The sequence below is a fragment of the Streptomyces sp. NPDC088197 genome (assembly GCF_044741185.1).
In the GTDB taxonomy this organism is placed as follows: domain Bacteria; phylum Actinomycetota; class Actinomycetes; order Streptomycetales; family Streptomycetaceae; genus Actinacidiphila.
In genome coordinates this window covers 1,104,058-1,118,755 of the sequence record NZ_JBIUSD010000001.1, presented here as the reverse complement: position 1 = coordinate 1,118,755, position 14,698 = coordinate 1,104,058, and the positions used below count along the sequence as shown (strand labels likewise).

Annotated in this window: 8 protein-coding genes and 1 rRNA gene; 3 read left to right on the top strand and 6 right to left on the bottom strand. The window is 72.6% G+C overall.

The genetic code is table 11. From position 1 onward, the window contains the following. Positions 1-285: ribosomal RNA gene (locus ACIOC1_RS04850) — 16S ribosomal RNA — on the bottom strand; the annotation flags it as partial. A gap of 570 nt (positions 286-855) precedes the next feature. Beyond that, positions 856-1,416, bottom strand: a complete 561-nt coding sequence (locus tag ACIOC1_RS04845) for a MarR family transcriptional regulator (protein WP_355346088.1) — start codon at positions 1,414-1,416, stop codon at positions 856-858. 116 nt (positions 1,417-1,532) lie between these two features. On the opposite strand from ACIOC1_RS04845, the gene ACIOC1_RS04840 reads away from it, so the two are divergent. Next, complete coding sequence (locus tag ACIOC1_RS04840) at positions 1,533-2,996, top strand: MFS transporter (protein ID WP_401852024.1); 1,464 nt, start codon at positions 1,533-1,535, stop codon at positions 2,994-2,996. Between the two features lie 168 nt (positions 2,997-3,164). On the opposite strand, the gene ACIOC1_RS04835 is transcribed toward ACIOC1_RS04840, so the two are convergent. Further along, the gene (locus tag ACIOC1_RS04835; RefSeq protein WP_355346091.1) at positions 3,165-4,916 is read right to left on the bottom strand and encodes a SpoIIE family protein phosphatase; all 1,752 of its coding nucleotides are present in this window, start codon (positions 4,914-4,916) and stop codon (positions 3,165-3,167) included. 113 nt (positions 4,917-5,029) lie between these two features. Then, positions 5,030-6,397: an NAD(P)/FAD-dependent oxidoreductase gene (locus ACIOC1_RS04830; RefSeq protein ID WP_401851929.1), complete on the bottom strand. Its 1,368-nt coding sequence runs from the start codon at positions 6,395-6,397 to the stop codon at positions 5,030-5,032. 309 nt (positions 6,398-6,706) lie between these two features. Here ACIOC1_RS04830 and ACIOC1_RS04825 point away from each other — a divergent pair, with 309 nt between their 5' ends. After that, positions 6,707-7,633, top strand: a complete 927-nt coding sequence (locus ACIOC1_RS04825; protein ID WP_401851927.1) for a TetR/AcrR family transcriptional regulator — start codon at positions 6,707-6,709, stop codon at positions 7,631-7,633. A gap of 292 nt (positions 7,634-7,925) precedes the next feature. Then, a complete protein-coding gene (locus ACIOC1_RS04820; RefSeq protein ID WP_401851925.1) occupies positions 7,926-10,067 on the top strand; it encodes a sigma-70 family RNA polymerase sigma factor in 2,142 nt (713 codons plus the stop codon). 154 nt (positions 10,068-10,221) lie between these two features. On the opposite strand, the gene ACIOC1_RS04815 is transcribed toward ACIOC1_RS04820, so the two are convergent. Together ACIOC1_RS04815 and ACIOC1_RS04810 are read right to left on the bottom strand one after the other, a co-directional pair. Further along, the gene (locus ACIOC1_RS04815) at positions 10,222-10,971 is read right to left on the bottom strand and encodes a DsbA family oxidoreductase (protein ID WP_355346103.1); all 750 of its coding nucleotides are present in this window, start codon (positions 10,969-10,971) and stop codon (positions 10,222-10,224) included. A gap of 122 nt (positions 10,972-11,093) precedes the next feature. Beyond that, a complete protein-coding gene (locus tag ACIOC1_RS04810; RefSeq protein WP_401851922.1) occupies positions 11,094-14,348 on the bottom strand; it encodes a BTAD domain-containing putative transcriptional regulator in 3,255 nt (1,084 codons plus the stop codon). Between the last annotated feature and the right edge of the window lie 350 nt (positions 14,349-14,698).

Genomic DNA, 14,698 nt, shown 5'->3' with positions numbered 1-14,698 from the left:
GGCCGGCTACCCGTCGTCGCCTTGGTAGGCCATCACCCCACCAACAAGCTGATAGGCCGCGGGCTCATCCTGCACCGCCGGAGCTTTCAACCCACTCCCATGCGAGAGAAGGTATTATCCGGTATTAGACCCCGTTTCCAGGGCTTGTCCCAGAGTGCAGGGCAGATTGCCCACGTGTTACTCACCCGTTCGCCACTAATCCACCCGAAGGCTTCATCGTTCGACTTGCATGTGTTAAGCACGCCGCCAGCGTTCGTCCTGAGCCAGGATCAAACTCTCCGTGAATGTCACCGGGATATCCCGGAACAACACGCAAGAGCGGCGCGACCGGGAGGAATAATCCCCGTCGCGCACAGCGTCCTCGCTGTGTTTTTCTTCAAAGGAACCTCATCTCGCCGAAGCGAGACGGGGTATCAACATATCTGGCGTTGACTTTTGGCACGCTGTTGAGTTCTCAAGGAACGGAAGCTTCCTTCAGACCGTTTCACCGGCCCTCCGGGCTTTCCCTTCGTCGTGTCTCCGACTCTATCAGACGCTTTCCAGTGCCTGACCCCCAGTCAGCGGGACTTGTCTTTCCGGCTGTTCGGCCGTTCCGACGAGTGAGACATTAGCTGATCCCGTACCGCCCGGCCAAATCGGCCCGGTCGAACGAAACACCGCCTGCATTCCGCGGAAACACACAAACGCACGACAACAACGCGACAACACAAGGCTGTCGGTCATGGTCGAAAGGTTCCTGCGGAATGGCTGTCCGGGGACCGACCGGAGTCGGCGCTCACGTCGGACAACTCGGAGAACACTACGGACGAGGACCACCCATGTCAACTCGGGGCAAGGTGGTCCCGATCACACGGGTCAGTCCAGGTCTTCGAGCCGGCCGCCGGCGTCCGGCTGGCTGTACTCGACGCGGCGCAGGAGGCGGGTGAGGATCTCGCCGAGGGCGGCGCGTTCCACCGTCGTGAGGTCCTGGAGGAGCTCGTCCTCGAAGACGGCGGCCAGGCGCATGGTCTGGAGCCACTTGTCACGGCCCTCGTCGGTCAGCTCGACGATGACGCGGACGCGGTTGGCCTCGTCGCGCTCGCGGGTGACCAAGCCCTCGGCGACCATGCGGTCGATCCGGTGGGTCATGGCGGCCGGGGTGAGGCCGAGGCGCTTGGCGAGGTCGCCGGGGCCGAGACGGTAGGGCTTGCCGACGACGACGAGTGCTTTGAGGACTTCCCACTCGGCGCTGCTGATGCCGAGGTCGACGAGCTGGCGGCCGTACGCCACGTTCATCCGGCGGTTGAGGCGGCCCAGGGCGGTGACGACCTTCTCCACCTGGGGGTCGACCTCAGGGAATTCGCGCTGGTAGGCGGCGATCTGGGCGTCGAGGTCCAGCTCCTGCGGCGCCCCCGGTGAACCTGCGGCTGCGGTCATCCTTCGAGTATGGCACGGAACCCTTTGCGCTAAAGCCCTTCGCGATGTACTCTTTAGCTTCGAACTTTAGTGCTGAAGTCTTCAAGGCGAAGACTCAATGGTCAAGTGGGGTGAGTGTGACAACGGCGATGGGCGCGGCGCTGCGCCGGATCCAGGTGGGGACAGCGCTGAGCGCGTTCGGGAACGGCTTCACGGTCCCGTTCACCTTTATTTACGTCTCGCAGGTGCGGGGGCTGGGCGCGGGTACCGCAGGTGTGGTGCTCGCGACGTTCGCCGTGGCGGCGCTCTTCGTGCTGCCCTTCACCGGTCGGGTCATCGATCAGCGCGGACCGGTGCCGGTCGCGGTGGTCGGTACGGTGCTGGCCGCCGCAGGGTCACTGGGGCTCGGGCTGTCCGGCAGTGAGCCGGTGGTCATCGCGGCGGCCGGTGCGCTCGGTGCCGGTATAGCGGTGGTGCAGCCCTCGCTGGCGACGATGATCGTGTGGTGCTCGACGACCGCGACGCGGTCGCGCGCCTTCGCCACGCAGTTCTTCCTCAACAACCTGGGGCTCGGCCTCGGCGGTCTGCTCGGCGGTCTGCTGGTCGACACCGCGCATCCGGCGTCGTTCATCCGGCTCTTCGCCATCGAGGCGGCGATGTTCCTGGTGCTCGGCGCGGTCATAGCGACCGTGCGCATGCCGCACGCGCCGCAGGTCGACGGGGCGGTGCGGTCCGACGGCGCTGCCTCCGGCGGCTGGCGGCTGCTGCTCGGGGACCGGGCGATGGTCATGGTGTCCGTGCTGGGCTTCGTGATGTTCTTCGCCTGCTACGGGCAGTTCGAGTCGGGGCTCTCGGCGTTCGCCGTCGAGGTCACCCGGATTTCGCCGACCACGCTGGGCGTGGCGCTCGCGGCCAACACCGCCGTGATCGTGCTGGCGCAGTTCGTGGTGCTGCGGCTGGTCGAGCAGCGCAGGCGCAGCCGGGTCATCGCGGCGGTCGGTCTGGTCTGGACGGTCGCCTGGCTGGTGGCCGGGGCGTCCGGGCTGGTGCACGGCAGTCACGCGATGGCGGTCGCGGCGATCATCTCGACGTACGCGCTGTTCGGGCTCGGCGAGGCGATGCTGGCGCCGACCGTGGCTCCGCTGGTCGCCGATCTGGCGCCCGCGCGGATGGTCGGTCAGTACAACTCGGCGTTCGCCCTGGTCAAGCAGTTGGCTCTCGCCCTCGGTCCCGCCGTCGGCGGCCTGATGGCGGGTGCGGGCGCGTACGGGGCGTACATCGTGATGCTGGTGCTCTGCTCGCTGGCGATCTCGGTGACCGCGCTGCGGATGGGGCGGCACCTCACGCTCTTGCAGGACAGTCCGCATCTGGCGGCGGCCCGCGTGGTCGCCCGTTCCGCGCCGCGGCTCCCTGCCGGGACGGACACGGACACGACCGTGGACGTGGTCGTGGACTCGGCTCAAGCCAAGGACCTAGACCTAGACCTAGACCTGGACTCGCGGGTGACCGCGGCAGCCGACCCGGCCGCCCGAATACCGGCCGCGCCCGTCGGCGCCACGGCCGAAGCGCGACCGGAACCGGCCGCGACCGTCTCCCGGTAGTCGCCGCCCCCGCCCCTCCGGCCCGAGGGCCTTCCCGGCCCTCGGCCAGGCGGTCGGCCCACGACCCGAGCGGACTCGGACCCGAACGGACCCGGACCCCCAACGGCCCCGGACCCGGCCCAGCGGCGGCGACACCGTCACCCCGCCCGCCTCACCCCGCGGGCACCCTCAGCCCGGCAGGGCGAATTCGCACCAGACGGCCTTGCCGCCGCCCGGCGTGCGGCGGGAGCCCCAGGACGAGGCGACGGTGGCGATGATCGAGATGCCGCGCCCGGCCTCGTCGCCGGGTTCCGCGCGGCGGCGGCGCGGCAGGTGATCGTCGCCGTCGGTGACCTCGATGATCAGCCGCCGGTCGGTGCGGCGCAGCCGCAGCCGCATGGGCGGGGTGCCGTGCTTGAGGGAGTTGGCGACGAGTTCGCTGGCCGCGAGGACGCCGAGGTCGCGCAGTTCGACGGGGAAGCGCCAGGAGGCGAGCACTCCGGAGGCGAAGGCGCGGGCGCGGGGTGCGGCCTCGACGCCGCCGAGGAGTTCGAGCGAGGCGTTGCGGAAGAGCTCGGCCTCGCTGCCGGTGTGGTCCGGGTACTGGAGGACGAGGACGGCCACGTCGTCGTCGTGTTCCGAGGTGACGCCGAGGGCGCGCATCAGGCGGTCGCAGATCACCTGGGGCGCGCCGGTGGCGCCGGACAGGGCCGACATCAGGGCGTCCACACCGACATCGATGTCCTCGCCACGCCGCTCGATCAGGCCGTCGGTGTACAGGACGGCAGTGCAGCCGGGGCCGAGGGCGACCGAGCCCGAGGTGTGGATCCAGCCGCCGGTGCCGAGCGGCGGTCCGGTGGGTTCGTCGGCGCGGCGGACGGTGCCGTCCGGGTCGCGGATCAGGATCGGCAGGTGTCCCGCGGTGGCGTACGACAGGCGGCCCTCGCTGGGGTCGTGCACGGCGTAGACGCAGGTGGCGATCTGGGTGGCGTCGATCTCCGAGGCGAGGCCGTCCAGGAGCTGGATGACCTCGTGCGGCGGCAGGTCGAGCCGGGCGTAGGCGCGTACGGCGGTACGGAGCTGGCCCATGACGGCCGCGGCACGGACGCCCCGGCCCATCACGTCGCCGATGACCAGGGCGGTGCGGCCCGCGCCGAGGGTGATCACGTCGTACCAGTCGCCGCCGACGGCCGCGTCGGTGCCGCCGGGCTGGTAGGTGGCGGCGACGCGGAGGTCGTCGGGCTGTTCGAGCTCCTGCGGGAGGAGACTGCGCTGGAGGGTGACGGCGGTCTCGTGGAGGCGGCGTTCGCTCTCGCGCAGGCGCTCGGCGGAGTGCACCTGGTCGGTGACGTCGGCGGCGAAGACCAGGACGCCGCGGCGCTCGGGGTCGGGGTCGCCGGCCCTGACGGGGGTGCAGGTGAAGGTGAAGTAGCCGGGCTTGGCGGGTGAGCGGTCGTCGCCGCCGACCACCTTGCGGGCCTTGACGGTGCGCGGTTTGCCGCTGCGGTGGACCTGGTCCATGAGCGGGAGCAGGCCGAGCTCGTCGAGTTCGGGCAGCGCGTCGCGGGCCGGGGCGCCGGTGGTGCGGGCGCCGAAGACCTCCGTGTAGGCGTCGTTGACGAAGTCCACGCGGTGGGCGGGGCCGTGTGTGACGGCGATGAGGGCCGGAAGGCGGCTGAGGACGCCGGTGACTGACGGTTCGTCGGTGACGGCGCCGGCGGCGGGGACGGGACCCGTGGCCCGGCCGGCCGGTGAGCCGGGGGTCTGGCGGGTGCCTTCGGGGTCGGCGTCAGGGGCGATGCCGCTGCCCGCGTCCTGCGGTGCCGTCGCGGGGTCGGCCGCGTCGGCGCGCACGGGGTCGCCGACTTTGGCGCGCGCCGCGGGTACGGCACTGCGTCGCTGTGTTCCGGGGAGCCGGGCGCTCCAACGCGTAAGGTTCAAACGTCCGATTCCTCGTATTTGTCACTCTTTGCAGGTGCTGGCGCACGCGTGGTCACACCACCAGTGTGGCCGACCCGCGACCCCGGGGGGAATCGCGCGGCGTCCGGGGCGGGTCAGGGGGCGTCGGGATCGCGGTGCGATCCGGCGGCCAGTTCGAATTCGGCGCGCGGGTGTTCCAGTGAGCCGAGCGAGACGATCTCGCGCTTGAAGAGCCCCGCGAGCAGCCATTCCGCCAGGACACGGGCCTTGCGGTTGAAGGTGGGGACGCGGCTGAGGTGGTAGGCGCGGTGCATGAACCAGGCCGGGTAACCCTTGAGTTTGCGCCCGTAGATGAAGGCGACACCCTCGTGCAGCCCGAGCGAGGCGACCGAGCCCGCGTACTTGTGGCGGTATTCGGTCAGCGGCCGGCCGCGCAGGGTCGCCAGGACGTTGTCGGCCAGGACGCGGGCCTGCCGCAGGGCGTGCTGGGCGTTGGGGGCGCAGTCGGTGCCGGGCTCCCGCGCCGTCAGGTCGGGCACGGCCGCCGCGTCGCCCGCCGCCCACGCCGTCTCCGAACCGGCGATCCGCAAGGTGGCCTCGGCGCGCAGCCGTCCGCGGTCGGTGAGCGGCAGGTCCGTCGCGGCCAGCACCGGGTGCGGTTTGACGCCCGCCGTCCAGACCACCGTCCTGGTGGGCAGCCGTTCGCCGTCGGACAGTACGGCGATCCGGTTCTCGCACGACTCCAGCCGCGTCTCCAGCCGGATGTCGACGTTGCGCCCGCGCAGCTCGCGGATCGCGTACTTGCCCATCTCCTCGCCGACCTCGGGCAGGATCCGGCCGGTCGCCTCGACCAGGACCCATCTCATGTCCTCGGGGCGGATGTTGTGGTAGTACCGCACGGCGTAGCGCGCCATGTTCTCCAGCTCGCCGAGCGCTTCGACGCCCGCGTATCCGCCGCCGACGAAGACGAAGGTCAGCGCGGCCTCGCGGACGTCGACGTCACGGGTGGAGGAGGCGATGTCGAGCTGTTCCAGCACGTGGTTGCGCAGCCCGATCGCCTCCTCGACGGTCTTGAAACCGATGCCGTGCTCGGCGAGTCCGGGAACCGGGAGGGTGCGGGAGACCGAGCCCGGCGCGATCACGAGCTGGTCGTACGCCAGCTCCAGCAGGTCGCCGCCCTCCTCGTCGGTGACCGGGGTGGCGATGCTCGCGACGCGCTTGGCGTGATCGATGCCGCGCGCCTCGCCCACCACGATCCGGCACTTGCCGAGCACCCGCCGCAGCGGTACGACGACATGGCGAGGTGAGATGGATCCGGCGGCGGCCTCGGGCAGGAAGGGCTGGTACGTCATGTACGGCTGCGGTTCGACGACGACGACTTCGGCCTCGTCGCGCTTGAGCTTCCGCTGCAACCGCAGTGCGGTGTACATCCCGACATAGCCACCGCCCACCACGAGAATGCGCGGGCTGCCTGCTCTGTTCCTCGCTGCCGACTCCGTCATTGCTCCATGACGCAATGGACCATAGCCGTTTGTCCACAGCGCGGACGTGATGATTCCCCGGTTTCTTCGACGGGTTCGGCGACGCAGCAGGTCAGCGGTGCACCCATCACCGGGCAAAGGCCGCGCGGAAGTGCACGGTGCCCGTTGCTCCGATCGGGGGCGCGCGCCGGTCGGATCACAACCCCCTTCTTTCTTGACGTGGGCTCAACTATGTTCGTATCTCGTAGTACTGCGGGGGACGCGTACTGATGATCGCCCATGAGCGGGGAGTCTCCGGGGGGAGACGCGAATTTTCCGGGGGATACGTATATGCACATTCAGGACTCTCAGTGGACGACGGCCGCGGCCGGTTCGGACGGCGCCGTCGGCGGAAACCGTCCGGCACCGCTGCGCGTCGACGCGCAGCGCAATCTGGAACACGTACTGCGGGCCGCGCGTGAAGTCTTCGGCGAGTCGGGGTACGGGGCTCCGATGGAGGACGTCGCCCGCCGCGCGCGGGTCGGCGTGGGTACGGTCTACCGCCGTTTCCCGAGCAAGGACGTGCTGGTCAGGCGGATCGCCGAGGAGGAGACGGCGCGGCTGACCGAGCAGGCGCGTACGGCGCTCGGCCAGGAGAACGAGGCGTGGTCGGCGCTGGCGCGCTTCCTGCGCACCTCGGTCGCCTCGGGCGCCGGGCGGCTGCTGCCGCCGCAGGTGCTGCGGGTGCAGAGCCCGTCGACGGGCGCCGGTACGGAGCACGGCGGTACGTCGCCGCTGGGCGTCGAGCCGAACCGGGTGCCGCAGCAGCGCAATCCGTTCGCGACGGCGGCCGGGAGCGCCACGGCGCCGACGTCAGCGGGCGCGGGTCCGGTTGCGGGCACGGTCACGGGAACGGCCGGTGAGGTCGCGGACCACGCGGGCCGTGACGACATCGGCGGAAGCGACGGCGGCGCCGACCGGAGCAGCGACCAGGACGGCATACGGGCACTGCTCGACGTCGTCGGACGGCTCGTGGACCGGGCGCGCGAGGCGGGCGAGTTGCGCCTCGACGTGTCGGTGGCCGACGTCCTGCTGGTCATCGCCACCTCGGCGCCTTCGCTGCCCGATCCCGAGCAGCAGGCGGCGGCCTCGGCGCGGCTGTTGGACATCCTGCTGGACGGGCTGCGCTCGCGGCCCGGCGAGCGGGCGGCCGACACCCCGTCAGGGGGCGCGGCGGCGCGGGGCGAGGGCGTGACGGACGGTCAGGAGCCGGCGTAACGCGGCGCGGCTCACCCCGCGGGGGCTGGGCTCTACGACAGCGCCGGGCTCAGCGACTCGGATCAGCCGAGCAACACGGCTCGGCTCAAGGACGCGGCTCGATATAAACGGCTCGGCACCGGGCGCTCGGAGTCACGCGGCGGGACGTCGCGCGACCCGGCGCCGCTCGGGTCGTCGTCACGCGCTCCACCGATCGGGTGAACGTAGAGGAATCGTGAACGATCTCTCCACGGATGAGTGGTTCCCCGGTATCCCGTGACCCCGGTCCGCCCTCCTGTGCCACGCTTGCCCCGTGGAAGAGGCAAACGGCGAGTCCGGCGCTCCCGCCGCGGGCCCGGAGACCGGCGACGGGCTGCCCTCGCGCAGGGTGCCGGGGCAGCGCGAAGTGCCGGGGCAGCGCGACCCGGCCGCACGCGACGACGTCCGCGAGGAAGCCCGCGAGGGGACCGGCGACGGCGCGCGTGAGACCGACTGGGGCACGGACCGCGAGCCGGGCCGTACCGCCGACCCGGAGCCCGGCCGCGTACCCGCCCCCGCCGCGCCGCCGTCCGCCGGGACACCGGCCACCGAGGTACCGGCCACCGAGGCGCCGGCCGACGACGACCTGCTCTCCGTACAGGGCCATCCCGCGCACACCGCCTCCGCCGAGGCCGACGCCCTCGAATCCGCGCTGTCCGACGCCGAGTTGGTGGCACGGGTGCGCGGCGGGCAGGACAGCGCGTACGAGGAGCTGTACCGGCGGCATGCCGAATCGGTTCGCCGCTACGCACGCACCTGCTGCCGGGACGCGCACACCGCGGAGGATCTGACCGGCGAGGTCTTCGCCCGTACGCTCCAGGCGATCCGCGGCGGCAGCGGCCCCGAGTCGGCGGTCCGCGCGTATCTGCTCACCACGGTGCGCCGGGTCGCCGCGTCCTGGGGCAACACCGCCAAGCGTGAGCACCTGGTCGAGGACTTCGCCGTCTTCGCCGTCTCCGCGGCGGGCTCGACGGCCACCGAGGACACCAACGAACTCGGCGCGGACGTACGGGCCATGCAGGAGGCCGAGCAGACGCTGGCCATCCAGGCGTTCCGTACGCTCCCCGAGCGCTGGCAGACCGTGCTGTGGCACACCGCCGTCGAGGACGAGTCGCCGTCCGCCATCGCGCCGCTGCTCGGCCTCACGCCCAACGCCACGGCCGTCCTGGCCCACCGGGCCCGCGAGGGCCTGCGCCAGGCGTATCTCCAGGCGCACGTCAGCTCCACGCTGACCGCCGAGGGCGAGTGCGCGCGGTACGCCGACCGGCTCGGCGCGCACGCGCGCGGGGGCCTGCGGATGCGCGCGGACCGCGAGTTGAGCAGGCACCTGAAGGAGTGCGAGCGGTGCACGGCCGCCTCGCTGGAGCTGGCCGACCTCAACTCGGCGCTCAAGGGGCTGCTGCCGGTCGCGTACATCGGCTGGTTCGCCGCCGTCTACGCCGCCAAGGCCGCCGGGATCGTCGCGGTCGGCGGAGCGGTCGGCGCGGCGGGGGCCGGAGGCGTGGCCGCCGCCGCTGCCGGGTCGGGTACGACGTCGAGCGCGGGCGGCGCGGCCGCGGGAGGCGCCGCGTCCGAAGGGCTCGGCGCGCCCGCCAAGGTCGGTATCGCCGCGGCCGTGGTGGTCGCCGCCGCGGCGGCGGCGTTCGCGCTGGCCCTCACCGGGGGCCACGAGAAGGCGCCGCCGAAGGCCCAGCCCAAGCCGCCGCCGGTCGCGGTGGTGACCACTCCCCCGCCGCCCGCGCCGAAACCCGCGCCGAAGCCGAAGCCGGTCGTCCCTCCGCCGCCCGTCCAGCCGGTCGAGAAGACGACTCCGCCGCCGAAGCCGAAGCCGACCCCGGCGAAGCCGAGTCCCAAGCCCGCGCCGAAGCCGAAGCCGGTGGTCCCTCCGCCGCCCGAGCCGGCCCCGACGACCCCCACGCCGACCCCGACACCGACGCCGACACCGACCCCTCCGCCGCCCGCGCCGACCGCGTACAAGGTCAATTCGCTGGGCATCAGCGGTTTCGGCGACACCTCCGGGCCGACGATCCGGCCGTCGGCCACGAGCTGGTGGTGGAACCGCTGGGGCCTGACGATCGGCGGTACGCAGTACGAGCACGGCATCACCGTCCACGCGCCGTCGTCGCTGACCATCGACCTGAACCAGGCATGCGTCACCTATGACGCGCGCGCCGGGATCGACGGCCTGACCGGGCGCTTCGGCGCGGCCAGCTTCTCGGTGTACGGCGACGACACCCGGCTGTGGCAGTCGGGTGTCGTACGCGGCGGCGACGCGGCCGTGCCCGTGCACGTCGGGATCACCGGGTACAAGACGATCCGGCTGGTGGTCGATCCCGAGGGGCGGCACGGCGGCGGGCCCGGTCTCGGGCTGGCGAATCTGGCCGACTGGGCGGATTCGGTGATCAGCTGCTCGTAGGCGGCCGATCCGCGGGCGGCCGGTCCGCGGGCTCCGGGCGTTTTCGTACAGAGAGCGCCCGGGCCATGGGGTCTGCGACCAGGAGCGCTCTCGGCGATGAGCGCTCTGCGGTCACGAGCGCTCTTCGCGATGAGCGCTCTCGGCCATGAACCGATTAGCTGTTCGCGGCCGGTGCGTCCGCGGTGGTGGCCGGCGGGACCGCGCACACGCCGTCGGCGCAGGCGGCGTCCGCGGCCGCGTCCTCCGTACCGGCGAGGGCAGCGGCCTCGGCGGCCGAGTCCTTGGCGACCTGTTCGAGCGCCTGGAGGAAGACGGACGTCTCCTGGCCGCCCTGCACCGCCCACTTGCCCTCGAAGACGAAGGTCGGCACGGCCGTGATGCCGATCTGCCGGGCCTGGTCGATCTCCGCCACGACCTCGTCGCGCAGGTCGTCACCGGCGAGGAAGGCGGCGACCGCGTCCCGGTCGAGGCCGGCCGCGACGGCCGCGTCCGTCAGGGCCGTACGGTCGCCGATGTCCAGGCCCTCGCCGAAGTGCCCGGTCATCAGGCGGCCCTTGAGCCGGTTCTGGGTCTCGGGGCCGTACGTGTCCAGGGCGAAGCGCAGCAGGCGGTGGGCGAGCAGCGAGTTGTTCTCCACGACCGTGTCGAAGTCGAAGGTCAGCCCTTCGGCGGCGCCCATCGCGGCGAGCCGGTCGTCCATGGCCACGGCCTGCGGCCCGAATTTCCTCGCCAGCACCTCACGGTGCGGCTGCGGGCTCTCGGGCGCGGTCGGGTCGAGCTGGAACGGCCGGTAGACCACCTCGACCGAATCGCCCTGCGGGAAAGCGGCGAGGGCGCGCTCGAAGCGGGATTTTCCGAGGTAGCACCAGGGGCAGGCGATATCGGAGTAGATCTCAACTTTCAAGGCTTTTCACTTCCGGGCGTAGGCGGGCGCTGGCTATTCCTTGAATGCTCAATCAAGGTCTCCGACGTCAACGAGGACGCGCGCGGGACCTATTCCCGTACGGCCGTACGCCCCCGCTCCGCCTACGAGCCCGCCGCCATCGCGTGCGCCGTCTCCAGCAGCGCCGCCACCGCCTCTGAAGCGTCCAGCACCGCGCCCTCCGCGCAGGCCGCCGCCCATTCGCCGTCGCCGAGGCCCGCCCTGGCCCGCTCCTCCACGGCGTCGGCGGTGACCAGCTCGGGCACGGTGCGCGGCAGCGGCCCGCGTACGGCCGAGGACGCCGCCGACATCCGGGCCGCCGACCGCAGGTCGCCCAGCTCGACCAGCACCTCGGCCGCCGAGTCGAGCTGCGCGCCCACCACCGGCTCCGTGCAGCCCTCCGCCAGCGCCAGGCTCGCCGACTCGGCGAGACCGAGCAGCGCCGCCACCGGGTCGCCCTCGGCCGCCGTGATCCGCGCGCCCAGGCTCGCGAGCAGCACCTTGAACGTCGGCGGCGGCGTACCGTCCGCCAGGTGCCCGACCGCCGTCTCGCACAGCTCCCTGGCCTGCCGCGGCTCGCCCCGGCGCAGGAGCAGCAGCGCCTTGAGGTAGCGGATGTACGTGCGGGCGTCCCACACGCTGTACAGCTCGGCTTCCTCCCCGGCCTGCTCGACCAGCTTGCGCGCCTCCTCGTCGTCCCCGCGGCGGTGCGCCAACTCCCCCATCCGGGCCAGCAGGAAGGCCCCTTCGCCGTCCGCGCCCAGCTCCCGGCCGAGCCGGTGCGCGGCCTCGAAGTCGGCGTGCGCCGCCGCGTACTGCCCGCGGACGACCTCGATCTCGGCGCTCGCGCCGTGCACTTGGGCGCGGATCCAGCGGTCGCCGAGCCGTTCCCTGCGCTCCTGGAGCTCCGCCCAGTCGGCGTCGATCCGCGCGAGCCCGCCCGGCGTGTCCACGGCGATGTGCGTACGGAGCATCAGCGCCACCGCGATCTCCCACTCGCCGCCGTACTCACGGCAGTTGGCGACGACGGTGTCGGCGTGCCGGCCGATCTCCTCGTCCCTGCCGAGCAGATACGTGGTGAACGGCCACAGCATGCCGGGGAAGCGCGCCGCGGGCGGGCCGCCCTGGCTGTACGCCGCCGCCAGCAGCGCGGCCATCGCCCGCGAGTCGGCCGACGACCACTGCGCCTCCGAGGCGTGGTCGCTCTTCACGAAGAAGTGCAGCATCCGCAGGTCCAGGCGTGGCCAGAACATCCGGTCCGCCGGGTCGGGCGGGGGTTCGCCGCCCAGCTCCGTCACCCTCTCCAGCCAGGCGTCCGCTTCGTCGCGGTAATTGCGCAGCCACCAGAACCAGCCCATGGACAGCGCGATCGTGATCGCGTCCAGCTCCGCGTCCTGGCTCCCGGTGTCCTCTTTCCCGCCCGAGGGCGGCTCGACCAGCCGGTTCAGCGCGGCGCGGACGTTGTCCAGCTCCGTCTCCAGCACTTCCAGCCAGTGGAGTTGGTCGGCGCCGCGCAGTTCGGAGTCGGCCGTGCGGGCCAGTTCGCGGAAGTACGCGGTGTGCCGCCGCTCGGCCGCGGCCAGTTCCTCGGGCCGCTGGGCGGCGCGCTCGCCGGCGTATTCGTGGATCGTCTCCAGCAGGCGGTAGCGGACGTCCTGGCCGGGAGTGGGCGCGTGGACCGCCACCACCAGGGACTTGTCCACCAGTTGGGCCACCGTCTCCAGCGCGTCGGGACCGCACACCGCCTCGGCGGCCGACAGCGTGCAACCGCCGGAGAAGACGCTCAGCCCGCGCAGCGTCGTACGCTCCCGCTCGGTCAGCAGCTCCCAGCTCCAGTCGACCACCGCCCGCAGCGTCTGCTGGCGCGGCAGCACCGTACGGCTGCCGCTGGTCAGCAGCCGGAACCGGTCGTCCAGCCGGTCCGCGATCTGCCGCGGCGACAGGGCCCGCAGCCGGGCCGCGGCCAGCTCGATGGCCAGCGGCAGGCCGTCGAGACGGCGGCAGATCTCGCGTACGGCCGCGTCGTTCTCCGCCGTGGTGAGGCGGGCGTCCGCGCGTACGGTCGCCGCGCGGTCGGCGAACAGCCGGTACGCGGTCGCGGGCGGCAGCGGCTCCACCGGGCGTACGACCTCGCCCGGTACGCCCAACGGCTCGCGGCTCGTGGCCAGTACGGCCACGCCGGGGCAGGCCGCCAGCAGTTCGGCGGCGAGGGAGGCGGCGGCGCCGATCAGGTGCTCGCAGTTGTCGAGCACCAGCAACAGGCGGCGCTGCGCGCAGTGTTCGAGCAGCCGGGCCAGCGGGTCCTCGCCGTGCGACGCCTCGGACAGGAACTGGTCGCGGCCCGCGCCGCCGAGCAGCAGCGTGTCGCGGCGACCGAGGGCGCTCAGCACGGCGTGCGGGACCGCCGAGGGGTCGTCCAGCGGGGCGAGTTCGACCAGCCACACGCCGTCAGGGTGGCGGCGCGCCGCCGCGTCGCCCGCCTCCTGCGCCAGGCGCGTCTTGCCCGACCCGCCGGGGCCGGTCAGCGTCACCAGCCGGGCCGCGGCCAAGTCGCTTCTGATGTCGTCGAGTTCGGCCTCGCGGCCGACGAAGCTGGTGAGGCGGGCGCGGATGTTGCCCTGCGCGGGGGGCGGCGGCCTGCGCCGCAGCAACTCGCCGTGCAGCGCCCGCAGTTCCGGGCCCGGATCGGTGCCGAGCGCTTCCGCGAGTACGGTCCTGGTCTCCTCGTACGCCGCCAGGGCGTCGGCCGTCCTGCCCTCCGCGTGCAACGCCCGCATCAACTGGGCCCTGAACGACTCGTCCAGCGGGTGCTCTGCCACGGCCGCGCGCAGGCCGGGGAGGGTGTCCGCCGCCCTGCCGAGGCGGAGGTCGGCTTCCACCCTGTTCCGCAGGGCAGCCAGCTTCAGGGCTTCGGGGCGGGCCGCGACGGACGTACGGTCCGGAAGGTCGGCCAGGGCCGGGCCGCGCCACAGGGTGAGGGCGCGGGTCAGGGTGTCGGCCGCCGTCGCGGCGTCTCCGGCCGCCAGGGCCGTATCGCCCTCGCGGGCGAGGCGTTCGAACTCGTACAGGTCCACCGAGTCGCGGGGGGTGACCAGGCGGTAGCCGCCGGGTTCCGAGACGACGGCGTCCCGGCCCAGGGCTCGTCGCAGCCGCGACATCAGGGCTTGCAGGGCGCCGGCGGCGTCGGCCGGGGGGTCGGCCGCCCAGACCTGTTCGATGAGGGCTTCGGGGGGGACGGGGCGGCCCACGTTGAGGGCCAGCACCGCGAGGACGGCTCGCAGGCGGCTGCCGCCCAGGCCGATTTCGGGCCCGTCGTCGGAGGGGCGGGCCTCCGTGACCCCAAGAATCCGATACCGCACGGGGTCATCTTCGCGGACGGCGCCCCAAAAGAGCGAACCTTCGTCCTTGGGTGGGGGTGGGGGTTCTGCCCGCCCGCCCACCCGTGCGGGTGCTTTCTTCGTCTGCGGGTGCCGCTTGTGCCTGGGTCGGTGCCGGTCCGGGGCACCTCCTCGAAATGCGGCTACCTGGTCTCCTGTATCCGGCACCGTCCCTGTCACCGCATTTCTGTGGGGGCACCCCGGCCCGTCCCCTCCCGGTACGTCGGCGTCCGCCTGTCCGCTGTGGCTGAGGAGGAGGGGGTGGATGGGAACCGGGGCCCTGCGCCACCCGACCTCCCAGCGGGGTGGGCGAAAGGGGGTGGGTGGGGTGC